At 69.2% G+C, this 22694-nt stretch carries 19 protein-coding genes and 1 pseudogene; 8 read left to right on the top strand and 12 right to left on the bottom strand.

Annotation, left to right across the window (positions count from 1 at the left end; all coding sequences use genetic code 11):
- Nucleotides 1-6 precede the first annotated feature (6 nt).
- Nucleotides 7-582, top strand: a complete 576-nt coding sequence (locus ABFG95_RS28930) for a DUF3304 domain-containing protein (RefSeq protein WP_157810515.1) — start codon at nt 7-9, stop codon at nt 580-582.
- On the opposite strand, the gene asd is transcribed toward ABFG95_RS28930, so the two are convergent.
- The 7 genes from asd to ABFG95_RS28895 all read right to left on the bottom strand — a co-directional run bounded on the left by asd (nt 579) and on the right by ABFG95_RS28895 (nt 7812).
- Nucleotides 579-1445: an archaetidylserine decarboxylase gene (asd, locus tag ABFG95_RS28925; RefSeq protein ID WP_049073572.1), complete on the bottom strand. Its 867-nt coding sequence runs from the start codon at nt 1443-1445 to the stop codon at nt 579-581. The two genes, ABFG95_RS28930 and asd, sit on opposite strands and share 4 nt — an antisense overlap.
- Nucleotides 1446-1615: 170 nt before the next feature.
- Nucleotides 1616-2584, bottom strand: a complete 969-nt coding sequence (locus ABFG95_RS28920; protein WP_278990721.1) for an AraC family transcriptional regulator — start codon at nt 2582-2584, stop codon at nt 1616-1618.
- 108 nt (nt 2585-2692) lie between these two features.
- Complete coding sequence (locus ABFG95_RS28915; protein WP_054419566.1) at nt 2693-4327, bottom strand: ATP-binding cassette domain-containing protein; 1635 nt, start codon at nt 4325-4327, stop codon at nt 2693-2695.
- Between the two features lie 260 nt (nt 4328-4587).
- Entirely contained in the window at nt 4588-5472 is an 885-nt protein-coding gene (locus ABFG95_RS28910; RefSeq protein ID WP_278990718.1) for a CoA ester lyase, read from the bottom strand.
- Between the two features lie 10 nt (nt 5473-5482).
- On the bottom strand, nt 5483-6202 hold the full coding sequence (locus ABFG95_RS28905; protein WP_049073576.1) for a response regulator transcription factor: 720 nt from the start codon (nt 6200-6202) through the stop codon (nt 5483-5485).
- Between the two features lie 378 nt (nt 6203-6580).
- On the bottom strand, nt 6581-7081 hold the full coding sequence (locus ABFG95_RS28900) for a hypothetical protein (protein ID WP_049073577.1): 501 nt from the start codon (nt 7079-7081) through the stop codon (nt 6581-6583).
- Nucleotides 7082-7209: 128 nt separating this feature from the next.
- Nucleotides 7210-7812, bottom strand: coding sequence for a GNAT family protein (locus ABFG95_RS28895; RefSeq protein WP_049073578.1), 603 nt, complete (start codon nt 7810-7812; stop codon nt 7210-7212).
- A 127-nt stretch (nt 7813-7939) separates the two neighbouring features.
- Here ABFG95_RS28895 and ABFG95_RS28890 point away from each other — a divergent pair, with 127 nt between their 5' ends.
- Nucleotides 7940-9175 carry an FAD-dependent oxidoreductase gene (locus ABFG95_RS28890; protein WP_278990715.1) on the top strand — a complete coding sequence of 412 codons (1236 nt, stop codon included), beginning with the start codon at nt 7940-7942 and terminating at the stop codon, nt 9173-9175.
- A gap of 64 nt (nt 9176-9239) precedes the next feature.
- Here the strand turns inward: ABFG95_RS28890 and ABFG95_RS28885 are convergent, their stop codons facing one another.
- Nucleotides 9240-10367, bottom strand: coding sequence for a 3-deoxy-7-phosphoheptulonate synthase (locus ABFG95_RS28885; RefSeq protein ID WP_049073580.1), 1128 nt, complete (start codon nt 10365-10367; stop codon nt 9240-9242).
- A 201-nt stretch (nt 10368-10568) separates the two neighbouring features.
- On the opposite strand from ABFG95_RS28885, the gene ABFG95_RS28880 reads away from it, so the two are divergent.
- Nucleotides 10569-11792, top strand: a complete 1224-nt coding sequence (locus ABFG95_RS28880; protein ID WP_348995244.1) for an EAL domain-containing response regulator — start codon at nt 10569-10571, stop codon at nt 11790-11792.
- A gap of 25 nt (nt 11793-11817) precedes the next feature.
- Here ABFG95_RS28880 and ABFG95_RS28875 read toward each other — a convergent pair whose 3' ends face one another.
- On the bottom strand, nt 11818-13464 hold the full coding sequence (locus ABFG95_RS28875) for a mucoidy inhibitor MuiA family protein (RefSeq protein ID WP_336729626.1): 1647 nt from the start codon (nt 13462-13464) through the stop codon (nt 11818-11820).
- A 169-nt stretch (nt 13465-13633) separates the two neighbouring features.
- Entirely contained in the window at nt 13634-14536 is a 903-nt protein-coding gene (locus tag ABFG95_RS28870; RefSeq protein ID WP_049073583.1) for a LysR family transcriptional regulator, read from the bottom strand.
- A 105-nt stretch (nt 14537-14641) separates the two neighbouring features.
- Here ABFG95_RS28870 and ABFG95_RS28865 point away from each other — a divergent pair, with 105 nt between their 5' ends.
- Both ABFG95_RS28865 and ABFG95_RS28860 read left to right on the top strand, forming a co-directional pair.
- Complete coding sequence (locus tag ABFG95_RS28865; protein WP_175147038.1) at nt 14642-15928, top strand: MFS transporter; 1287 nt, start codon at nt 14642-14644, stop codon at nt 15926-15928.
- A gap of 70 nt (nt 15929-15998) precedes the next feature.
- Nucleotides 15999-16136: pseudogene (locus tag ABFG95_RS28860) on the top strand (VOC family protein); the annotation flags it as partial.
- Here the strand turns inward: ABFG95_RS28860 and ABFG95_RS28855 are convergent.
- Nucleotides 16133-16435: a flagellar transcriptional regulator FlhD gene (locus ABFG95_RS28855; RefSeq protein WP_348995243.1), complete on the bottom strand. Its 303-nt coding sequence runs from the start codon at nt 16433-16435 to the stop codon at nt 16133-16135. The pseudogene ABFG95_RS28860 and the gene ABFG95_RS28855 sit on opposite strands and share 4 nt — an antisense overlap.
- 293 nt (nt 16436-16728) lie before the next feature.
- Between ABFG95_RS28855 and ABFG95_RS28850 the strand changes: the two genes are divergently transcribed.
- The 3 genes from ABFG95_RS28850 (at nt 16729) to ABFG95_RS28840 (ending at nt 21068) form a co-directional block, all read left to right on the top strand.
- The gene (locus tag ABFG95_RS28850; RefSeq protein ID WP_175147041.1) at nt 16729-17445 is read left to right on the top strand and encodes a DUF2325 domain-containing protein; all 717 of its coding nucleotides are present in this window, start codon (nt 16729-16731) and stop codon (nt 17443-17445) included.
- A gap of 132 nt (nt 17446-17577) precedes the next feature.
- Entirely contained in the window at nt 17578-20589 is a 3012-nt protein-coding gene (locus tag ABFG95_RS28845) for a PAS domain S-box protein (protein ID WP_336729621.1), read from the top strand.
- A gap of 125 nt (nt 20590-20714) precedes the next feature.
- A complete protein-coding gene (locus ABFG95_RS28840) occupies nt 20715-21068 on the top strand; it encodes a hypothetical protein (protein ID WP_049073588.1) in 354 nt (117 codons plus the stop codon).
- Between the two features lie 79 nt (nt 21069-21147).
- On the opposite strand, the gene ABFG95_RS28835 is transcribed toward ABFG95_RS28840, so the two are convergent.
- A complete protein-coding gene (locus ABFG95_RS28835) occupies nt 21148-22587 on the bottom strand; it encodes an RNA polymerase factor sigma-54 (protein ID WP_175147044.1) in 1440 nt (479 codons plus the stop codon).
- Between the last annotated feature and the right edge of the window lie 107 nt (nt 22588-22694).

Below are 22694 nucleotides of genomic sequence, written 5' to 3'. Positions count from 1 at the left end.
ATGCGAATGTCAACGAATCCGCGCTCCGGCCTGTTCATGCTTGCTGACCGGCTTCGATCAGGCGGCCGCCTGATCCTGGGTCTTTTTCTGCTGGCCCCGTTGCTGGCGGCCACTTGCGCAAGGGCCCACGCCGAGCCCATTCCCGAGACGCTGGGTGTGCGGCTCGGTATCATCAATTACCTGAGTGAAGGCGTGGCGCCCGTGTATATCAATCAAGGCTGGGCCGCCGGCGTCCGGGGGCACGCCTACACGTCGGGCACCTGCTGCGTGTCAATCCCTACGCAGTGGAAGCCGGGCATGACGATGCGGGTTGAATGGCGCACGGACACCATGTTTGAGCGCGGTGAGAAGCAGATGATCAGCCGCGATGCGCCCATCCTGCCTTTCGAGCCATTCCACGACGGCTACATCTGGGCGGTGTTCCTGCCCGGCGGCGAAGTGTATCTGCAACCGTCCGCGGCGCGCCCGGGCGCCGAAGGGTTCCTGCAGGGGTTGCCGCCGCCTGGCCAGGAGACAGCGGCCGATCTGCGGCGCTTCGTCGAAAAGAACCCGCCGCAACCGGCCGTGGCGCCGCCGCGCTAGCCGCGTGGCAACGCCAGCAATTCGCCCATGCGCACCGGGCCGCGCACCGACGGCGTATCGGCCCAGCGCACCTTGCCCGGGCCAAACAGCACGATGGCGGTCGAGCCCAGCTTGAAGCGGCCCATCTCGGCGCCCTTGGCGAGCTGGATCGGCGCGCGCGCCGCGTCGTCGTAGCGCACGGCCTTGACGCGCCGCTTGTACGGCGTGACCAGCCCGGCCCAGACGGTTTCGATCGAGGCGACGATCATGGCGCCGACCAGCACCAGGGCCATGGGGCCGTGCTCGGTGTCGAAAATGCAGACCACGCGTTCGTTGCGGGCGAACAGGCGCGGCACGTTGCGCGCCGTCAGCGGATTGACCGAGAACAGGCGGCCCGGCACGTGGATCATTTCGCGCAATGTGCCGGCCACCGGCATGTGCACGCGGTGGTAGTCCTTGGGCGACAGGTAGATGGTGGCGAATTCGCCGCCCTGGAACGGCGCGGCGCGCTCGCTGTCGCCGCCCAGCAGGTCGGCCAGGCCATAGCTGTGGCCCTTGGCCTGGAAGATGCGGCCATGCTCGATGGCGCCCATCTGGCTGATGGCGCCGTCCGCCGGGCACAGCACGCCGCCGGGTTCATCGTCCAGCGGCCGGGCGTCCGGCTTGAGGGCGCGGGTGAAAAAATCGTTGAAGCAATCATAGGCCAGCGCGTCTTCCTGCTCGGCTTCGCGCATGTCCACGCCATACTTGCGCACGAAGCGCGAGATCATCCAGTTCTTGACCGCGGGTTCCCGGCAGTCCGAGGCGTATCCGAAGAAACGCGACACCAGGTGATGCGGCGCAAGGTACTGGCTGGCGAGGAAAAGTTGGTCTTTGATCGGCATCTAGGAGCGCTAAAAAACGCGTCCCGCCTGCAGCGGGACGTGGTTGGAGGTTGTCGCGCCCGGGGTGCCGTTGAAGGTGGCGTCGAAGATCGCGCCCGGACGTGCAATTCGCGGGATTGTAACGCGTCCGGCCGCCAATGGACCACGGCGCCGACCGCTATCTTGCCCCGCTAGGCGCGCGCCCGGGCCGGCGGGTCGGCAATGGCGGCGGGCGCGCCTGCCGGCGCGGCGCCATGGCGCCGATACGTGCCAGGCCCAACCCCGAAGTGCTGCTTGAAGGCGCGGGCAAAGGCGGCCTCCGATTGGTAGCCGATGCCGGCGGCAACGCGCGCCACGGATTCCTTTAGCCGCTCCAGCTGGCGCGCCGCATGCTCCATGCGGATCGCGGTCAGCAGACGCAGCGGTGTCAGGCCGCTGGCGCGCACGAACTGGCGGGCGAAGGTCGCGCGCGACAAATGGCAGCGTTGGGCCAGCGTCGCCAGTGTCCACGGTTCGCAGGGGGACCGCAGCATGGATTGCACGGCCGGCGCCAGCCTGGGATCGGCCATCAGCGCCAGCAGGCCGCGCGTCTGCCGGCCGTCGTGCACCAGCGCGCGCAGCACCAGCGTGAAGAGGGCGGTCGATAGCTGGTTGATGATGGCCGCGCCGCCCAGCCGGGGCTGTCCGGCCTCGGCCCGCATCAGCGCCAGCAGCGCGGCCAGCGCGGTGTTGTCGCCCAGGGTGGCGGCGCGCAGCACCATCGCCTGCGGCAGCGCCATTTGCAGCAGGCTGCCGGCGCGGCCCAGCGTGAACACGCCGCACAGCATTTCCAGGCCCGGACCCGCGCCCTCCTGGGTCAGTTCGGTCAGGACGCCGTTGTGGCGGATGTCGGGCGGCGCGGCGGCGGTCGGCGCGCGCTCGTCGATGCCGCGCAGCAGGTGCGAGGCGCCGTGCGGCAGCAGCAGGATGTCGCCGGTCCGCAGCGCCAGTTCGTCGCGGCCGACGCGGGCCACGCCTTCGCCTTGCAGAATGACGTGATAAGGCACGTGGCCGGCCGGCGCCTGCGGATGATCGGCGCGCCAACGGCCGCCGTAGCGGCACAGCAGGTCCACCGTGCCCGCGGGTTCGACGGCCGACAGAAGCTGGCTGAGACTGTCCATGGGCTCCCTGGGAAGGAGGGCGGGCCGCCCGGAAGGGCCGCCCCACTGAGCGCCGCCGCCGGCGCGGCGGGACATGCCTGAGATTCTATGCCGGTTCGGCGCGCGCGGTCAGGCCGCGGCCTTGGCCGACAGCTTGGTCTTGTAGAGCCAGTCCTTGTAGTCGTCCAGGTCGCCGTCGAACGGACTGAAGCGGCCGTCGGCCACGATGATGAACTGGTCGGTGGTGGCGCGCAGCAGGTGGCGGTCGTGCGACACCAGCACCAGCGTGCCTTCGAACTGCGCCAGCGCGGTGGTCAGCGCCTCGCGGGTTTCCAGGTCCAGGTGGTTGGTGGGCTCGTCCAGCAGCAGCAGGTTGGGGCGCTGCCAGACGATCAGCGCCAGCGCCAGGCGCGCTTTTTCGCCGCCCGAGAACGGCGCGATCGAGCTGGTGGCCATGGCGCCGTTGAAATTGAAGCTGCCCAGGAAATTGCGCAGTTCCTGCTCGCGCACCGTGGGCGCGATCTTGGTCATGTGCCACAGCGGCGATTCGTCATGGCGCAGCATCTCGACCTGGTGCTGGGCGAAGTAGCCGATCGACAGGCCTTTGTTGAACTGCGTCTCGCCCGCCAGCGATTGCAGCTCGCCGGCGATGGTCTTGATGAAGGTCGACTTGCCGGCGCCGTTGATGCCCAGCAGGCCCAGGCGCTGGCCCGCCTGCAGCGAGAAGTCGATGCCCGACACGATGATCTTGTCGGACGTGACGCCGCTATCCTCGTCGGTGTTGCGGTAGCCGGCGCTGACCTTGTCCATCGTCAAGAGCGGATTGGGCGCGCGCAGCGGCTCGCGGAATTCGAACGAGAACTCGGCGGCGGCGCGCAGCGGCGCCACTTCTTCCATGCGGGCCAGCGCCTTGATGCGGCTCTGCGCCTGGCGCGCCTTGCTGGCCTGGGCCTTGAAGCGGTCGATGAACGACTGCAGGTGCGCGCGCTGGCGCATCTGCTTTTCCATCATGCCCTGCGCCAGTTCCAGCTGGGCGGCGCGCTGGCGCTCGAACGACGAGTAGTTGCCCGAGTAGCGCTTGAGCTTGCGCTCGTCGATGTGGACGATGACGTTGACCACGCCGTCCAGGAAGTCGCGGTCGTGCGAGATCACGATGAGCGTGCCCGGATAGCGCTTGAGCCAGTCTTCCAGCCAGATGATGGCGTCCAGATCCAGGTGGTTGGTGGGTTCGTCCAGCAGCAGCAGGTCGGACGGGCACATCAGGGCCTGGGCCAAGTTCAGGCGCATGCGCCAGCCGCCCGAGAAACTGGTCAGCGGCAGCTGCATCTGCGCCTGCGTGAAGCCCAGGCCGGTCAGCAGCTGTTCGGCGCGCGAATGCACGGTGTAGGCGTCGGCGTCGGCCAGCGCGGCATAGATGTCGGCCATGCGCAGGCCGTTCTCGGCGCTCTCGGGCTCCGCTTCCAGCGCGGCCAGTTCGGCTTCGAGCTTGCGCAGCGTGACATCGCCGTCGATGGCGTACTCGATGGCGGGGCGGTCCAGGGCCGGCGTTTCCTGCGCCACGTAAGCCATGCGCCAGCTGGCGGGATAGTCCAGGTCGCCCTGGTCGGCGTGCAGGGTGCCGCGCAGCAGGCCGAACAGGCTCGACTTGCCGGCGCCATTGGCGCCGATCAGGCCGATCTTGTCGCCGGGGTTCAGCAGCAGGTCGACCTTGTCGAACAAGGGCTTGACGCCGCGCATGAGTGAAACTTGTTGGAAGCGGATCATGAATCGTGTGGCTGGGGTGGCGCGACAGGGGCGCGCGAAGGGATGCGCGACGTACGCGCGACAAGGCTCCCGCCACAGGTTGCGGCCAAAAAAGAGGAACCGGAGAGGCGACGCGCCGGCGGCGCGACACGCGGACCGCGCCGGGCGCGGCAGGCGGATGGGGCGGATGCCCAACCGATCGCGGCCACTATTGTAGCTGGACGCGCGCGTCACTGCCCGCCTCGCGCCGCGATCCGGCCGGCGTCCGCGCGCGGCGACGTTCAGCCGGGGGCCGATCGCGCCGCGATGGCGGCGGCCAGCGCCAGCAGGCGCTCGGCCTCGCGCGCGTGCAGGTTTTCGACCAGCGCGCCATCCACCACGGCCACGCCCTGGCCGGCCGCCTGCGCCTCGCGCCAGGCGTCCAGGCGCTTGCGCGCGCTGGCCAGTTCGCTTTCGGTGGGCGCGAAGGCCGCGTTGGCGGCGGCGATCTGCCTGGGGTGGATCAGTGTCTTGCCGTCGAAGCCCTGGTCGCGTCCCTGGCGGCAGGCGGCGGCAAGGCCGGCCTCGTCGTCCAGGTCCAGGTGTACGCCGTCCAGCACCGCCAGGCCGTGGGCGCGCGCCGCCAGCACCGCCATCGAGCGCGCCAGCAGGGTTTCGTGGCGCTCGGGCGTGTGGCGCGCGTGCAGGTCCTTGACCAGATCGGAGGTGCCTACCACGATGGCGGCCAGCCGCGGATGACCGCCGGCGATGGCGTCCAGCCGCAGAAAGCCCAGCGGCGTTTCGGCCATCGCCCACAAGGGCAGCGCGGCGGGCGCGCCGGCCGCGTCCAGCGCCCGCGCCAGCGATTCGAGCTCGGCCGCGGACTGCACCTTGGGCAGCAGCACCGCGTCGGCGCCCGCGCGCGCGATGGCGCGCACGTCGTCCAGGCCCCAGGCAGTGTCCAGCGCGTTGATGCGCACCACGCATTCGCGCCCGCCATAGCCGCCGGCGCGCAGCGCCGCCGCCACCTGGTCGCGCGCCAGCGCCTTGGCATCGGGCGCGACGGCGTCTTCCAGGTCCAGGATCAGCGTGTCGGCATCGAGGCCACGGGCCTTGTCGAGCGCGCGCGCGTTGGCGCCGGGCATGTAGAGGACGGAACGGCGAGGACGGGGAACGGTCAGGGCCATGGCAATCGGTTCAATGCTTGGTGTTGCCGACGATCTGCACTGGCATGGTGCAGACGTAGCCGACACCATAGACGGTGCGGATGCCCATGTCGCCGCCGGCTTGCGCGCGCAGCTTGCGGCGCAGGCGGTGCATGTGGGCATCCAGCCGATGGGTGTCGTAGGCCTCGGCGCTGGCCCCCAGGGCCTCGACCAGCCGGCCGCGCGACAAGGGCAGCGGCGCGGCCTGGACCAGCGCGCCGATCAGGCGGCTTTCGGTATCGGTGATGTCCACCTGGATGCGTTTGGGCGACACCAGCAGGCGGCGGGCGGGATCGAAGCGCCAGATTTCCGCCGTCGGCGCGGCCGGATCGGCGGCCGGCACGACGCGCAGGCGCCGCGACAGCGCCACCAGGGTCGCGCCCAGTTCGGCCAGGTTGACTGGCTTGGTCAGGTAGTGGTCGGCGCCCAGGCTCAATCCGGATACCTTGTCTTCGCTCAAGAGGCGGCCGGTGAGCATGATGATGCCCATCGAGGGATAGGTGGTGCGTAGGTGCGAGACCCGCGCCAGGCCGTCGCCATCGGGCAGCATGGCGTCCAGCACGAGGATGCCGGGCGTGACGTTGAGCAGCAGTTGATCCAGTTCGGACAGCGAGCCGGCTGTGAGGATGGCCTCGCCCAGGCCGAGGTCATGGATGAATTCGGCAATGGTGTCGCGCCAGTCCCCGTGATCGTCGACGATGATGATGGTCACGGGGCCGGACGAGCTGGCGGTTGCGCGCGAGGCGCTCCAAGGGCAAACACGCTTTCCGCTCCTTTCATGCTAAGGCTTCTTATTGGTGTGGAGGAGTCCGCCTGGCGCAAGCGCGGGGCCGGACGCTGCATCCGCAGTGTGATCCCCTCGCGGCGCTTTCGCGGAGAATATCATTATCGCCGTTGCGGCGGCGCGGCAATGCGTGATGCCAGGAAATCGGCCAGCCGCTCCGCGGGTGACGGATGGCGGCCTGATCAAAAATTGATCAGCCTCTGTCATGGCGCCACGAAGGCCAGCAATCGTGTGTCTGCCGATTTCTTATCCACAGAAACTGTGGATAAGAAATTCCTTCGAAAGTTGTGCACCGTTTGCCGGATATCAGGGCGCCGGCGCGGTCTCCAAATACTCCACCGGCACGCCCGGCGGCACCTTGCGCACGCGGTCGCGCTCGATGCGGGGCGGGGCGAAGCGCGTCTTGCGCGCCGCCGCGTTCTGCAACAGCACCGACAGCACCGCGCCCTTGTCCTGGATCCATTGGCTCTTGCCCCGCAGCAGCTTCATCGCGTTCTCGGCGGTTCCCAACTTGTAGGAGATGGCGTTGATCTGGACCGAGTTCTTGCCATTGAAAGCGGACTCGTCCTGCTCGGTGATCGCCGCGGCATCAAGGTTGCTGCTTTCGTGGTCGACGCGATAGATGAACTTGATGCCGCTGAAGGGATCCTGCGCCACGACGAGCTTGTCGGAGCCCGACACGTCCGACAGCATGCCGATGACCGGCGATTCGACCAGTTGGTTGCCCCGTTGTTCTTCGGTGTAGATGAAGATGCTGGGGCGCTTGTGCCCGACCGGCGCGGGCGGGGCGAGGGGAGAACGATCCATACCTGACTTGAAATGAGCGGGGCGGGCCGATGGCGGGCTTGCCCCGGATACCGCATTAACGGCCTCCAGTTGCGGGAACTTGAGCGCCGGCCATGATGAAAAACAAAAAGAACGAACGCCGCGCCGGATCAGGGCGCGCGCCGCAGCCGCGCCAGCAGGCGCGCCTTGGCGGTGGGCCAATCCTCGTCGAGGATGGCGAAATAGACCATGTCGCGGGTGCGTCCGGACTGCGCGATCAAGTGTTTGCGGAACACGCCTTCCTCGACGCCGCCGATGCGGAGAATGGCCTGGCGCGATTGCAGATTGGCCGCCTCCGTCTTGAACACGACTCGCATGATACCAATTGTTTCAAAGGCGTGCTGCAATAAAAGGAATTTCGCCTCGGTGTTGGCGCCGCTGCGCTGGCTGGCGGGGGTGAGCCAGGTGGCGCCGATCTCCAGCCGCCTGTGTGCCAACGCGATATCCATATAACGCGTGGTGCCGATTACCTGGCCGTCATCGCGCCGCACGATAGCAAAGGGCAGGCAGGCGCCCGCCGCCTGGCCGGCCAGCGCGCGCTCGACATAGCGGCGCATGTCGTCGGCGCTGTCGACCGGCTCGGGTTGCAGCCGCCACAGTTCGGGATGCAGGCCGACCTCGGCCAGCGGGCCGGCGTGGGCCGCCGACAAGGGTTCCAGGCGTACGATCGCGCCTTCCAGGGTGACGGGTTGCAGGGGGGCGAGGGCAGGCATGGGACGAGGCTCCGCGAGTGCGCCGCGGTCGGGCGCGGGCCGCCATCGGCCGGCCTTGGGCGCCGACAGATTCTACGCCCGCCTCGGGTGCTTGCCGAACCCGATCCGCGGGCGCAGAATGCGGCGCATGAAAACAGACGTGGTCGTCCTGGGCGCGGGCATCATCGGGGTGAGCGCGGCGCTGCACCTGCAGGCGCGCGGGCGCTCGGTGACGCTGCTGGACCGGCGCGGCCCAGGCGAGGAAACCAGCTACGGCAACGCCGGGCTGATCGAACGCGCCAGCGTCATACCCTATGCCTTTCCGCGCGATTGGCGCAGCCTGTTGCGCTACGCCGGCAACCGCGCCCCGGACGTGCGCTACCACCCGCGCTTCCTGCCGCGCATCGCGCCGTGGCTGTTGCGCTATTGGTGGCATTCGGCGCCTTCGCGCCTGGCGCGCGCGGCCGCCGCCATGTTGCCGCTGATCGAGCGCAGCGTGGCGGAACACGACGCGCTCAAGGACGCCGCCGGCATCGGCCACCTGTTCCGCCGCAACGGCTGGATCGACGGCATGCGCAGCCAGCAGAGCCTGGACCGCGCCGCGGCCGACGCCGCCGCGCTGGGGGATTATGGATTGGACTACCAGGTGCTGGACCGCCAGGCGCTGGCGGACCTGGAGCCGTCGCTGTCGCCGCGCCTGGTGGGCGCGATCCACTGGCGCGATCCGGTCAACGTATCGGATCCGGGCGCGGTGGCGCGGGGCTACGCGGCGCTGTTCCAACGGCGTGGCGGCACGCTGGCGCGGGGCGATGCGCGCAGCCTCGAGGCGGTGGCCGGCGGCTGGCGCGTGCGCGGCGTGACCGGGCCGATCGAGGCGCGCGAGGCGGTGGTGGCGCTGGGGCCGTGGTCGCCCGACGTGCTGCGGCCGCTGGGCTACCGCGTGCCGATGGCGGTCAAGCGCGGCTACCACCAGCATTTCGCGCTGGAGGACGGCGCGGCGTTGTCGCGGCCGGTGGCCGATATCGACAGCGGTTTCGTGGTGTCGCCCATGACGCTGGGTCTGCGCCTGACCACGGGCGCCGAGTTCGCCGCGCGCGACGCGCCGCCATCGCCGGTGCAGGTGGCGCGCACGCGAGCGCTTGCCGGGCAGTTGCTGCCACTGGGCGCGGCGGTCGAGAGAACGCCGTGGATGGGCTGCCGGCCATGCATGCCGGACATGCGTCCCGTGATCGGCCCGGCGCCGCGCCATCCCGGCCTGTGGCTGGCTTTTGGCCACGCGCATCATGGCTTCACGCTGGGGCCGGTGACGGGCAGGCTGCTGGCCTGCCTGGTGACGGGAGAGACGCCGGACATGGATCCGGCGCCTTATGCGCTGAACCGCTAGCTGAACCGCCGGGGAGCGGTGCGCGCCGGCGTCCCGGGCAGGCGGCCGGCGGCGGGGAACGGCATCAGGCGCCGTTCCTGGCGCGGCGCTGGCGCACCGCCTGGGCCAGCATGTCGAGCACCGGCAGGGTCTGGGCCCAGCCCAGGCAGGCGTCGGTGATCGACACGCCATGGCGCAGCGGCTGGCCGGGTTTGAGGTCCTGGCGGCCTTCTTCGAGATGGCTCTCGATCATCACGCCGGTGATGCGCGTGTCGCCCTGGGACAACTGGGCGGCGATGTCGCGCGCCACGTCGACCTGGCGCAGGTGCGATTTGTTGGAGTTGGCGTGCGAGCAGTCGATCATGACCTGCTCGCGCTGGCCGGCGGCGCGCAGCACCGCGCAACAGGCGTCGACGCTGGCCGCGTCGTAGTTGGGGCCTTGCTTGCCGCCGCGCAGGATCACGTGGGTGTCCGCATTGCCGCGGGTTTCGAAGATGGCGGCCATGCCCATCTTGGTCATGCCCATGAAGGCGTGCCTGGCGCTGGCGGCGACGATGGCGTCGGCCGCGATCTGCACGCCGCCGTCGGTGCCGTTCTTGAAACCCAGCGGGCAGCTCAGGCCGGAGCTGAGCTGGCGGTGGCTGGGGCTTTCGGTGGTGCGCGCGCCGATGGCGCCCCAGGCGATCAGGTCGGCGATGTACTGCGGGCTGAGCAGGTCGAGGAATTCGGTGGCGATCGGCAGGCCCAGGCCGCTGATGTCCAGCAGCAGTTCGCGGGCGCGGCGCAGGCCTTCGTTGATGCGGAAGCTGCCGTCCAGGCGCGGGTCGTTGATGTAGCCCTTCCAGCCCACGGTGGTGCGCGGCTTCTCGAAATACACGCGCATCACGATCAGCAGGTCGTCGCGGTACTGGTCGGCGGCGGCGCGCAGCTGGCGCGCGTATTCCATGGCCTGGCCATGGTCGTGGATGGAGCAGGGGCCGACCACCAGCACCAGGCGGTCGTCGCGGCCATGCAGCACGTCGGCGATGCGGGCGCGGCTGTCTTCGACCAGCGTCTGGATCTCGGCCGAGACGGGCAGTTCGTCCTGCAGCAGGGCGGGCGAAATCAGGGGCCGCACCGCGCTGATGCGGGTATCGTCCGTGCGGGTGTTGTCCTGGGTGGCGTCGGCCGCGCCGACCTCGCGGTCGTGCAGGGGATCGTCAATGCGGGTCAAGGGAAGCTCCGTGCCATGGATTCGGGAAAGACCGCCATTATCGCACCGGCGCGCCTCGTCCGTCCGGGCGATGTCCCCCGGGCCCTAGGCCGATCGGCGGCAGCCCCGCCGAAATCGGGCCTAGCCCGTCCTGGGTGGCGTACAGTCGGGGGAACATGCCTTAGCATTGAGCTACATGCCGACACCCCGAGGACGCGCACGATGCCCAAAACCGATGCCGGTGCCAGTCGACGGATCCTTCTCGTGGAAGACCACCCCGTGGAACGGGCCTACCTGCAGAACCTGCTGCTGGCGCTGGGCTACCGACGGGTGGCCGGCGTGGGCAGCAGCACCGAGGCGGTGGGCGCGCTGGCGCGTCAATCCTATGACGTGGTGATCAGCGACATTGTCATGGGCGAGGGCGACGGCACCCGCCTGCCCAACGAATTGCGCCAGATGGTGGACGCCGGCCGCCTCAAGCGCATGCCGCCCATCATCTGGATCAGCAGCCTTTCCGATGAACTGCTGCAGTCGCACGTGCGGCTGGCGTTGCAGGGCGGCTGCCCGTCGGCGCAGGCCCTGTCCAAGCCGGTGTCGCGCTCGGCCATGCAGCATGCCATCAAGGCGGCCCTGCTCAGCCTGGACGACGATTCGGCCTCGCCGCGCCAGACGGTCGTGCGGCGCGACGAAATCGAGGCCGAACTCGGCCATGCGCTGACGTCGGGCGAGGGCATGAGCGTGGTCCTGCAACCGCAGGTGGACCTGGACTCGCGGCGCGCGGTGGCGGCCGAGGCGCTGTCGCGTTGGCATCATCCGAAGCTGGGCGCCATCCCCGCCGTCGATTTCGTCCCGGCGGCGCATCGGCTGGGCATGGACCAGATTCTGTTCAACCGCGTCGCGGATTGTGTGATCGAAGTCCAGGTGCGCATGCATGCGGAGGGCATCGCGGTCCCGATCGCCATCAATGCGTCGGCCTCGACGCTGTGCGCGCCCGGCCTGCCGGACGACCTGGAGCAGCGCGTGGCCCGGGCCGGCCTGCCGGCGCGCCTGGTCAAAGTGGAGCTGACCGAGGACGAGCCGGTGACCGACTGGCTGGCCTTGTCGTCGGCGCTGAACCTGTTGCGGGTGCGGGGATTCGAGCTGGCCATGGACGACTTCGGCGCGGGCATCGCCTCGATGCGCCTGTTCTCGGCGATGCCGTTCACCGAGTTGAAGATCGACCGCGATTTCATCGTCCACATGCATCGCGAGCCGGCGTCGCGCGCGGTGGTGGCCGCGGCCATCGAAATGGGCCGCGCGCTGGGCCGGCGCGTGGTGGCCGAAGGGGTCGAGCAGGAACGCGATATCCAGCTGCTGCGCGAGCTGGGGTGCACCGTGGCGCAAGGCTACGGCATCTCGACGCCGCTATCGCCGGACGAGTTCATCGCCTTCTGCCGCCGGCAGTGAGGCCAGCCGGCGGCAGGGCGATGCGTCAGATGCCGGACACGTCGATATTGCCCGGATAGTCGATCGAGAACTTCAGCACCACGTCGCGCGACTTGCCGGGTTCCATGTCCCAATTCCAGACCAGCACGCCGTCATCCTCGCGCTTGATGTCGCGCTCGGCGGGCGACAGCAGCTTGACCTCGATCTTCTCGTTGCGCGAGATCGGCAGGCGGTCCTTGAAGGTGACCTGCTCCTTGGTGGTCTTGTTGTTCTTGACGGTGATCTTGTACTCGTAGGTCACGCGCTTGCCGTTGCCGGAGAAGCCGGTGCTTTCGGTAAAGCGATTGACCAGCTGGCGCTTGATCGAGATGCCGTCGTCCGCGCCCAGCGCCAGTTCGAGTTTTTCGCCGGGCATCACCGTCTTCATGGAAGAGGCGGCGACGAAGGCGTCATCCAGGAAGGTGTTGAGCGTGCCCGCCAGGAACGGGTAGTCGGTGCCGTTGCTGGCCAGGGCGGTCAGGAAAGCGGCCTCGCGCAGCGCCGGCGTCGATTGGTACTGCAGCGTGGCGGGCAGCTTGGCGGTGGTGATGGCGACGCGCTGCGCGCTGTTGTCCGACGGCAGCGTGGCCGGCGCGCGGATCTGGAACGAAGCGCTGGTGGCCTCGGCCTGCACGGCGGCGGTCGATTCCTTCACGTCCTCCAGCGCATACGCCGCGTCGCCGGCTGCCATTTCGGCGCTGGCTTTCGGGCTCATGCGCACACGCGAATCGCTGCGTGCGACCGGCGCTGGCGCCGCTGCCGGCATCGGCATGATGGGTGACGGCGGGGCCGCCACGTCGATGATCCACGGAGTCAGCTTGGGCGCGCCGCCGCCCAGGGCCGGGCGTGCGGTCGACAGCGTCAGCTTGACGTTGTTCCAGTCCTCGCCGCTGTTCTGGCGGATGACGCCGAAGTAGCCCAGGTCGACGCTGCGATCGGCGGGGCGCAGGCGCGCGTCGTAGGCGGGCGTCCAGCGCGCCCCGGCCACCGCGTACGAAACGTTCAGGTCGAGCTTGCCGGCGCGCGCCAGGTTGACGCGCAGCGTCACGGTCTTGGTGCGGCGATTGATCTGGCCCTGCAACCGGTCCAATTCGCCCTGCGCGGCCGACAACTGGCGCTCCAGGTCCTCGCGCTGCTCGGCGACATGCCGCAGGCCGGCCAGCACGCGGCTGAGCGTGTCGGCGCTGAGCGACTGGATCGCCTTCAGTTCTTCCAGCGTCGGGCGCGGGCCGTCCTTGGCCGGTTCGGTGGCGCCTCGCTGCATCATCGCCACCAGTTCGCGCTGGTTGTCCAGCACCGCCGCCTCGTCCTCGAGCGCGGACTGCTGGCCTTGGAGCTTGCGGATCTGTTCTTCCAGCTGCTTGACGCGGTCGTTGGCCGTATCGGCCTGGAAAGCGTCGCGCACCCGCACGTCCAGCAAGGTGGCCTGGCCGCTGCTTTTGGCCGAGACCTGCAGCGAGTTCTCCTGCAGGCTGGCCGGCAGCTTTTCCAGCACCAGTTCGTGCTCGCCGGCCGCCAGTTCGCTGCTGGCGGCGCGGGTGACAACGGCGCGATCCTGGTAGACCGTGACGGCGTTGATGGAGGAGGCCAGTCCGGCGGCCGCGGCCAGACCGGGAAGCGTGGCGATGGCCACAGCCAGGAGAGTACGTTGCACGTGTGCACCTTTGAGCGGGTTGCGCCGGCCGTCCCCCTTTCGCGGGGGAGTGGCGAGGCGATAGCGCGACAATTTACAGGCGGCGGCAGCCGTCGGGTTTACAGAAGGTGACAAACGCGACAGGCCGATACCGGGCCCTTTTCCCGCTCGGGACCGGGGCTTGCACCTGTCATCCCGCCGCTTCCGGATGGGCCAGCGCGCGCAGCATCTGGACCGCGTTGCGCGCGGCGATGGACCGGTCGTGGCGGCGGTAGGCCATATCCAGCAGGGCATGCGGCGCGTCGCCCTTGATGGGCCGGTACTCGATGCCCTGTGCGCCCATGTGGCGCATGGCCGCCGGCACGATCGAGATGCCGACGCCGGCGGCCACCAGGCTGACGATGGAGGCCATCTGCGGCGCCTCCTGGATCACGCGGGGCGAGAAACCGGCGCGCAGGCAGGCGTTCTGGATCGCATCGTACAGGCCGGCGCCGATGGGGCGGGGATAGAGCACGAAATCCTGGTCGGCCAGCGCCGCGATGGGCACGCTGCGCTTGCGGCTGAGCGGATGGTCGGGGGGCAGGGCGATAAGCATCGGCTCGTCCAGCACGCGTTCGGTTTCGAACTCCGGGTCCAGCACGTAGGGCGGCCGCACGAACGCCACGTCGACCTGGTTTTCGCGCAGCCCGCGCAGCAGGCTGACGGTATTGCTTTCGGTCAGGCTGATGCGCACGTCGGGATAGCGGTCGCGGAAAGCGCGGATGGCGCGCGGCAGATACGGATGGAACACGGCCGACGCGGTGAATCCCACGGTGATGGCGCCATGTTCGCCGCGCCCGAGACGGCGCGCGGTATCGATGGCGCGGTCGGCGCTGGCCAGGATGGCGCGCGCGTCCTCCAGGAACTGGGCGCCGGCCTCGGTCAATTCGACGCCGCGCGGCAGGCGCAGGAACAGCGGCGTGCCGATCTCGCGCTCCAGCTGCTGGATCTGCTGGCTGAGCGGCGGCTGGCCGATGCCCAGCCGCGCGGCGGCGCGGGTGAAATGCAGCTCGTCGGCGACCACGGTGAAATAGCGCAGGTGTCTCAGTTCCATCGTTAATAAATATAGCGAGTGCCTGTTTCATATATTGGACATATGCAGGGGAAAAGTCTACCTTGATCGCACGGGCCATTGCCCGCCGCTTTTTCGAGAATCCCGATGTCTTCCGCCTCAGCCGTTTCCCCCTCCGCCCCGACCGCCGCGCCGCAGGCCGACTACCTGGCGCGCGGCACGCCAGCCTTGCGTCGCGCCCAATGGGCCTTGTTCGCCGCGGGCTTTTCCACCTTTTCGCTGCTGTACTGCGTGCAGCCGTTGATGCCGCTGTTCACACACGGCTTCGGCGTGTCGCCGGCGCAGAGCAGCCTGGTGCTGTCGCTCTGTACCGGCCTGCTGGCCGTGGCGATCTTCCTGGTGGGGCTGTTCTCGCAGGCGCTCCCGCGCAAGCGCATCATGGCGCTATCGCTGTTTGCCTCGGCCGTGCTGGGCACGGCAGCGGCGGTGGCGCCCGACTGGCACAGCCTGCTGGTGCTGCGGGCCTTGCAGGGCGTGGCCATGGGCGGGGTGCCGGCCGTGGCCATGGCCTATCTGGCCGAAGAGGTGGAGCCCGATACGCTCGGCTTCGTGATGGGGCTCTACATCAGCGGCAGTGCCTTCGGCGGGCTGTCGGGACGGGTGATCACCGGCCTGGTGTCGGATCATTTCGGCTGGCGCGCGGCGCTCGGCACGCTGGGCCTGCTGGGCATCGCCGCGGCGCTGCTGTTCGTGTGGCTGCTGCCGGCGTCGCGCCGTTTCACGCCGCGGCGCTCGCGTGGCTGGGCCGGGGTGGCGGGCGACGTGCGCGCGGGCATCGGCGCCCACTTGCGCAACGGCCCGCTGTGCGGCCTGTTCGCCATGGGCGGCCTGCTGATGGGCGCATTCGTCACGGTCTACAACTACGTCGGCTTCCGCCTGCTGGCGCCGCCGTTCTCGCTGAGCCAGACCTTCATCGGCTTCATCTTCGTGGTGTATCTGGTGGGCATCTTCGCCTCGACCTATTTCGGCCGCCTGGCGGACCGGCACGGACGCGGCGCGATGCTGGCGGCGGCCACCGGCCTGGCGCTGGCGGGGCTGTTGCTGACGCTGTCGGAGGCCTTGCCCGTGCTGATCGGCGGCATCGTGGTGTTCACCTTCGGCTTTTTCGCCGCGCACGCGGTGGCCAGCGGCTGGGTCGGCCAGATGTCGCGCGGCTACAAGGCGCTGGCGGCCTCGCTCTACCTGCTGGTGTACTACGTTGGCTCCAGTGTGCTGGGGGCGCTGGGCGGCCAGTTCTGGACTGGTGGCGGCTGGCCCGGCGTGGCGGCGATGGCCGGCAGCCTGCTGGCCTTGGCGCTGGCGATCAGCGCGGCGCTGTACTGGCGCACCGCGCGCCCGCCGCAGGCGTCGGCGGTGGGGCGGGGCGCGTCATAATCGGGTCTGTGATTCACTGCGCAGGCCGCTGATGTTCTCGCATGTCTGCCTTGGCGTCGGCGATGTCGATCAAGGCCCCCCGGGGCTGCGGCCGCACTATCACGCCGATTACTACGGCGCGTATTTCCGCGACCCCGACGGCAACAAGCTGTGCGTGGTCTGCCATGCGCCCCGAGAGCGGGCCGGCCACGCCGCCATCGGAAGCTAGGCCGGGGCCCGGAAGGCCGGCGCCGTCGCCTCGGCCGCCAGGGTCGCATCGATGCCCTGGCTGAGCGCCGCCAGCAGCAGGCGCGGGTCCAGCGTCAACTTGGCCAGCACCACGCTGCATCGGGACAGCCGTGCCAGGTCGTCGGGTTTCAGGTCGGCCAGCCAGCGGCAGGCCTGGGCCGATATCTGCATGCCGGCCAGCGCCGGCAGGTTGCCGGTGCGAGCCATCCGCTGCAGCAGCAGCAGATACATGAGATTGGTTTCGTGGATATCGCGCAGAAGTTCGGTGGGTTGCGGCATCGGGTGCCCCTCACTTCATTGAATCCGAGGCCAGGCGGCTGCCGGGCCAGGAACAGGCAAGGCGCGAGCGTCCTGAATGGGCGTCTGATCAAGCCCGGGCGGGCTTGTGTGCCGGTATGGTCTGTCGATCATATTTAAGCGATCCGGGGCCGTCAGTAATGGATTTCCCGGAGCCTCGGCGGGGCATATCGATATATAAGTAACCAGACGCATTCTCATTTATAATGCCTCGCATGCCGAACGGTGCCCGCGCGTGCGGGCGCCGCGTTGCCCGCCATCCCGAGAGGCCCACGATGTCCCTAGCTTTCCAGGCCCCCAATTCACTGCACCGAGAGCACGCGGCCCTGCTGGCCGCCTACGGCCAGGCCCAGGCGCGCTGCAGCCGGCTCCTGAGCGCGCAGGCGCAACGCATCCAGTGCCTGGAAACCGAGGTATTCAAGTTGCGCGCCGCGGTGATCCAACGCGATACGGCGCTGGCCTGGGCGCGTGAAGACCGCGCCGCGCTCGAAGGCGCGATCCCCGGCCTGCCCAGGCGCGTGGCGCTGGCGCGGCGCGTGGCGCAGTTGATGGAGCGGGTGCAGGGCCTGATGCGCGAGCGCCTGGCGTGGCAGGACCGCGCCGCCGTCCAGGCGCGCGACCGTCCGCTCGATTCCGCGGCCGAACCGGCCGTTGCGCCCGCCGTCGTCGCCGCGGCCACGCTGCGCGAGAAATCGGTGTTGTGCGTGGGCGAGGACGCCATGGCCCTGATGCTGACGCGCAAGGTGGTGGAAATGGCTGGCGGACGCTACCTCGGCCATTGCGGCGGCGAAAGCAGCGACGGCGACACGCTCGAAGCCAGCCTGGTGGCGGCCGACCTGGTGATCTGCCAGACCGGCTGCGTCAGTCACGGCGCCTATTGGCGCGTCAAGGACCACTGCACCCGCACCGGCAAGCAGTGCGTGCTGGTGGACAAGCCCGAGGCGCTGACGGCGTTGGGGCTGGCGCGCGAAAGCGTCGACGTGCCGCGCTGAGTTCCGGGCAGGCGACGCCTGTCAGCCCGGGACGGCCTCGGAACCGGCGGCAAGGTGTAATGCCGAGTTACCGAGGGTTGCGGCTGTCGCGCCGCGCCCGCAATACAGTCTGGGAAGCCTGCAGGAGATTCCATGCTGACCCAGCGAGACCGTGTGCCCCACCCCTGGACCGATACGCTTGCGCGGCTCGAAGACGAGCGCGTGATGTTGCAACGCATTGCCGCCGGCGTGCCGCTGGCCGAGGTGCTGGGCCATATGCTGCACGCCATAGAAGCCCAGTCCAGCGTCGAACTGCGCGCCTCGATCGCGCTGGTCGATGACAGCGGCAAGGTCCTGCGCCATGGCGCGGCGCCCAGCCTGCCGCACGATTTCAATAGCGCTGTCGACCGTGCGCCGATCGGCCCGGACATGGCCTCGTGGGGCAGGGCGGCGGATTCCGGCAGTCCCGTCTACGTCGAAGACATTGCCAGTCATCCGGCCTGGGCGTCGTGGCGCGACCTGGCGCTGTCGCACGGCCTGCGGGCCTGCTGGTCAACGCCGATCAAGGCCCCCGATGGGCGCCTGCTTGGGGTGTTCTCGAATTACTACGGCGCGCCGCGCACGCCGTCGGCCGACGATATCGACGCCATCGCGGTGGTCACGCGCAGCGCCGCGCTGGCGATCGAACGTCACCTGACCGAAGTGGCGCTGCGCCGCAGCGGCGAACGCTGGCGCGCCATGTTCGACGGCATGCAGGAAGCCTTCTTCCTGAGCGAAGCCCTGCGTGACGCGCGGGGCCGCATCGTCGATTTCCGGTTCATCGAGGTCAATCCCGCGTTCGAGCGGCAAAGTGGCATGAAGGAGGGCGATACGCTGGGCCACACCCTGCGCGAGATGATTCCCGGGGTGCCCGACCAGATCCTTGACACGTTCGCGCAGGTGGTCGAAACCGGCGAGCCGGCGCAGTTCGAATTCGCGGTGCCATCGCCGCAGCCGGCCTGGTACGAGGCGCGCGCGCGGCGCGAAGGCGAAAACCAGATGATGGCGCTGTTCCTCGATGTCACGGCGCGCAAGACCGCCGAGGCGGAATTGTGGGAAGGCCAGCACCGCAAGAACTTCGTGCTGGCGCTGGGCGACCGCATGCGCGAATTGCAGCAGCAGGCGGCGATCGAACAACTGGCATGCGAAAGCCTGGGCCAGCATCTGGCGCTGGGCCTGGTCGCGGTGGTGGATTGGCCAGGCGGGGACAGCGGGCCGCAGGTTTCCTCGTGTTGGCAGGCGCAGGGCAATGGCGGCGGCGAAGATCTGGATGCCGACTTGCTGGGCCGCATCCGCGAGACGCTGTCGGAAGCCCGCACGATCTTTCTGGAGCCGTTGCTGGGACGGGCCAATGGCGACATCCTGCCTTCGGCGATCGTGGTGCCGACGGCCCGCTGGGGCCGCCCGGACGGGGCGCTGGTGGTGCGGCCGGCGGCCGGCTCCCGGCTCAAGCGCGGTGACGTGGCCTGCATCGAAGAAGTGGCCGAGCGCCTGTGCGGCGCGGTCGAGCGTTCGCAGTACGCTCGCATGCTGGAACAGCGGGTCGAGCACGCGATCGCCGAGCGCGACCGCATCTGGCGCCTGTCGCCCGAATTGCTGGCGGTGGTCGACGCGAAGGGACGCTATGCCAGCGTCAATCCCGCCGTGCGCGCGATCCTGGGTTGGACGCAGGAGCAGTTCCTGGCCATGGGACTGCGTCAGCAGATCCATCCGGACGACTACGAAGCCACCCGCGAGGCCCTGGCGCAGGCCCGCCGCGCCGAAGGCCCGCAGGGCGTGCGGCACCTGGAGAACCGCATCCTCAAGCGCGATGGCAGCTATGCCTGGATCACCTGGAGCATGTCGTGGGCGCAGGACAGCCTGTACATGGCCGGGCGCGACGACACCGACCTGAAGTCGCAGGCCGAGACACTGCTGGAAACCGAGAACGCCTTGCGGCAGGCGCAGAAGATGGAGGCGGTCGGGCGCCTGACGGGAGGCATTGCGCATGACTTCAACAACATGCTGCAAGGGATCACCGGGGCGCTATACCTGATCCAACGCAAGCTGGCCGCGGGCGTGCCGGAACAGGCCGTGCGCTTCGTCGGCGTGGCAATGGATTCGGCCAATCGCGCGGCGCACCTGACGCAGCGTCTCTTGACGTTTTCGCGGCGCCAGCCGATCGACCCGCAGCCTTTCTCAGTCGCCAGCACGCTGCAGTCCATGATCGATCTGTTCCATCGCTACACCGGCGAGGGCGTGTCGCTGGCCTTCGACCTGGAGGCGGAATTGTGGCCGGTGCGCTGCGACCGCAACCAGTTCGAGAATGCCTTGCTGAACCTGGTGATCAACGCCTGCGATGCCATGCCCGACGGCGGCCTGTTGACCATCGCGGCCCTGAACGCGCGCCTGGATCCGGCCTTCCTGCGGCCGTATCCGGGCGTGCAGGCGGGCGCCTTCGTGGAAGTGCGCGTGACCGACGCGGGCTGCGGCATGACGCCCGACGTGCTGGCGCATGCCTTCGATCCCTTCTTCACCACCAAGCCGCTGGGCGAGGGCACCGGCCTGGGCCTGTCGATGATCTATGGCTTTGCCAAGCAGGCGGGCGGCGTTGTGACGCTGGACAGCCGGGTTGGCCAAGGAACCTCGGTCAGGATCTTCCTGCCGCGCTATGAAGGGGTGCCCGCCAGCGCCGCCGTGCTCACGCCGCCGTCCGGCGCGCGCGCGGAGCCGGCGCGCGAGGCGGTGGTGCTGGTCGTGGAGGACGACGCCAATGTGCGCGAGATGGTCTGCGAGTTCCTGGCCGAACAGGGCATGCGGGTGCTCACGGCCAGCGACGGCGACGCCGGGCTGGAACGCTTGCGCACGGTCGGCGCTCTCGATCTGCTGGTGACCGACGTCGGCCTGCCGGGCCTGAACGGCCGCCAGTTGGCGGACGCCGCGCGCGCCATTCATCCTGGCCTGAAAGTGCTGTTGATGACCGGCTATGCGGAAAGCGCGGCGCGCGGCTCGGGCTTCCTGGACAGCGGCATGGAATTGATCGTCAAGCCATTCGCGCTCGACACATTGGCCGAGCGCGTGCTGCGGATGCTGGAGCCCGCCGGCATCGGCATCGACGACGCGCGGGTCGCGGCGCCGCGGTCCTGATCCGATTGGCCCCCGGTTGCAAAGGGCGGTAAATATTGCCGATGCGCGGCGGGGCGCGCGGGGCGAGGCGACGCGGGCACGGCGATTGCTGTCATGGCAGGGCAACCTCAACAAGGAGTGTACCCATGAAAATCCGTGCCTTGACCTATGCCATCGTAGTCGCCGCCAGCCTGGGCGGAAGCGGCGCCGCCTGGGCCCAATCCGCCAGTCCCACCGCTCCGTCGACGACGCCCAATGATGGCACGGCGGTGCAACCCAACCGTCCGGTGCCGCCGGGCCAGGCCGCGCCGGCGCCCAATGCGGCGCCGAATACGCCGAGCACGCCGCCCAATCTGGACAAGCACAATGCGCCGTCGTCCGACAAGCGCAGTGGCGAGATGTCCAACCGTCACAAAGAAGCCAACGACAATGTGCCGCGCACGCCGGCGGCCGGCGCCACGCCGCCTCCGGGCTATCCCAACACGGGCGGCAGCAAGTGATCGGCGCGGGCTGACGCCCGCTCCTGCGCTCCCTCCGGCGGACGTTCCCTGTGCCGCCGGAGGGAGTTGTTTTTTGGGCTCAGTGTTCGCGTCGCAATTCCGCCGGCGGCAGGCGCAGCTGGCCCCGGTACTTCGAGACAGTGCGACGCGCCAGCACGATGCCGTTGTTGGCCAATTGCTGGGCCAGCGCCACGTCGGACAGGGGCATCGCGGGATCCTCGGCCTCGATCAGTTCCTTGATCAGCGCCCGCACCGCGGCGGCCGAGCAGGTGCCGCCGGAATCGGTGGGCAGTTCGCGCGAGAAGAAGTGGCGGAATTCGAAGACGCCCCGCGGCGTGACCATGTACTTGCTGACGGTGGCGCGCGAGACGGTGGATTCGTGCATGTCCAGGTCGTCGGCGACTTCCTTGAGCATCAGGGGCCGCAGCGCCACTTCGCCATATTCGAAGAACGTCTGCTGGCGCTTGACGATGGCCTCGGCCACGCGCTGGATGGTGGTGTAGCGCTGTTCGACGTTGCGCACCAGCCAACGCGCCTCCTGCAGTTCCTGCGCCATCGGGCTACGGTCGTCCAGCCGCGCGCGCCGGAACAGGTCGGCGTATACCTGGTGCAGGCGGGCCTGGGGCATGGCGCCCCGGTTGGGCACCACGCGCCAGCGCGAACGCCATTTGTCGACGAACACGTCTGGCACCACGTAGACCGGCGCCTGGGCGTCGTAGCGGCGGCCGGGCTTGGGATCGAGGCCACGGATCAACGCGCAGGCGTCGCGCAGTTCGTCATCCGAGCAATTGAGGGCGCGTCGCAGGCCGGCGCTGTCATTCTTGGCGAGCCGGTCGATCTGTTCGCGCACGATGCGCAGCGCCAGCGCACGCAGCGAAGCGCTCAGTCCCGGCGCGGCTTCCAGCTGCAATGCCAGGCATTCCTGCAGGTCTCGCGCGCCCAGGCCGGGCGCGTCCAGCTGCTGTACCAGCCGCAGCGCCGTCAGCCATTCGGCGTCGTCGGGCGGCGGCGAGAAGTCCGGGCTCAGATCGTCGCACAGGCTGGCGGTCGGGGTGCGTAGGTAGCCATCCTCGTCCAGCGAATCGATAATGAATTCCGCCAGCAGGCGGTCACGCGCGCCCAGCCGGTAGCTGCCCAACTCCAGCGACAGCTTTTCCCGCATCGAGACCGGTGCGCTGGCCCATTGACCCAGGTCGCGGTCTTCGCCGTCGGCGCGGGCGGGAGACGGGTAGTCACCGCCGTATTCGGACGCGGCGGCCGGCGCCTCTTCGGTCGGGGTGGACGAAGACGGGGCGGGCGCCGCCTCGGCGGCGGGGTTGGCGCTGTCCATGTCGGGGCGGCCTTCGGCGATATCGGCCGGGCCCGCGGCTTGCTCTTCCGCTTCCTCCAGGAAGGGATTGCTGGCCAGCGCCAGTTCCACCGCGGTGGTGAACTCCAGCGCCGACATCTGCAGCAGCTTGACCGATTGCTGCAGCCTCGGCGCCAGCGTCATCTGCTGCCGCAGGCGCAATTCTTGCATCGGGTGTCCCAAGAAATTCTCCCGCAGGGGCGGCCGCCGGAAAGGCGGCACATCCTTGTACTCATGCAAAATCCATGCCCGCCACGCATTGCGGGGCGGCGAAGGCG

This window comes from Achromobacter sp. HNDS-1, from assembly GCF_040084795.1.
Classification (GTDB): domain Bacteria; phylum Pseudomonadota; class Gammaproteobacteria; order Burkholderiales; family Burkholderiaceae_B; genus Achromobacter; species Achromobacter ruhlandii.
This window is presented reverse-complemented; position numbering and strand designations above follow the sequence as displayed.

What these genes read in the sequence shown, in the direction of transcription:
- ABFG95_RS28855 (WP_348995243.1), bottom strand. Translation starts at nt 16,435, where the DNA reads ATGCCGCAACCCACCGAACTTCTGCGCGATATCCACGAAACCAATCTC.
- ABFG95_RS28840 (WP_049073588.1), top strand. Translation starts at nt 20,715, where the DNA reads ATGAAAATCCGTGCCTTGACCTATGCCATCGTAGTCGCCGCCAGCCTG.
- ABFG95_RS28915 (WP_054419566.1), bottom strand. Translation starts at nt 4,327, where the DNA reads ATGATCCGCTTCCAACAAGTTTCACTCATGCGCGGCGTCAAGCCCTTG.
- asd (WP_049073572.1), bottom strand. Translation starts at nt 1,445, where the DNA reads ATGCCGATCAAAGACCAACTTTTCCTCGCCAGCCAGTACCTTGCGCCG.
- ABFG95_RS28865 (WP_175147038.1), top strand. Translation starts at nt 14,642, where the DNA reads ATGTCTTCCGCCTCAGCCGTTTCCCCCTCCGCCCCGACCGCCGCGCCG.
- ABFG95_RS28920 (WP_278990721.1), bottom strand. Translation starts at nt 2,584, where the DNA reads ATGGACAGTCTCAGCCAGCTTCTGTCGGCCGTCGAACCCGCGGGCACG.
- ABFG95_RS28850 (WP_175147041.1), top strand. Translation starts at nt 16,729, where the DNA reads ATGTCCCTAGCTTTCCAGGCCCCCAATTCACTGCACCGAGAGCACGCG.
- ABFG95_RS28845 (WP_336729621.1), top strand. Translation starts at nt 17,578, where the DNA reads ATGCTGACCCAGCGAGACCGTGTGCCCCACCCCTGGACCGATACGCTT.
- ABFG95_RS28895 (WP_049073578.1), bottom strand. Translation starts at nt 7,812, where the DNA reads ATGCCTGCCCTCGCCCCCCTGCAACCCGTCACCCTGGAAGGCGCGATC.
- ABFG95_RS28930 (WP_157810515.1), top strand. Translation starts at nt 7, where the DNA reads ATGTCAACGAATCCGCGCTCCGGCCTGTTCATGCTTGCTGACCGGCTT.
- ABFG95_RS28835 (WP_175147044.1), bottom strand. Translation starts at nt 22,587, where the DNA reads ATGCAAGAATTGCGCCTGCGGCAGCAGATGACGCTGGCGCCGAGGCTG.
- ABFG95_RS28870 (WP_049073583.1), bottom strand. Translation starts at nt 14,536, where the DNA reads ATGGAACTGAGACACCTGCGCTATTTCACCGTGGTCGCCGACGAGCTG.
- ABFG95_RS28890 (WP_278990715.1), top strand. Translation starts at nt 7,940, where the DNA reads ATGAAAACAGACGTGGTCGTCCTGGGCGCGGGCATCATCGGGGTGAGC.
- ABFG95_RS28900 (WP_049073577.1), bottom strand. Translation starts at nt 7,081, where the DNA reads ATGGATCGTTCTCCCCTCGCCCCGCCCGCGCCGGTCGGGCACAAGCGC.
- ABFG95_RS28910 (WP_278990718.1), bottom strand. Translation starts at nt 5,472, where the DNA reads ATGGCCCTGACCGTTCCCCGTCCTCGCCGTTCCGTCCTCTACATGCCC.
- ABFG95_RS28880 (WP_348995244.1), top strand. Translation starts at nt 10,569, where the DNA reads ATGCCCAAAACCGATGCCGGTGCCAGTCGACGGATCCTTCTCGTGGAA.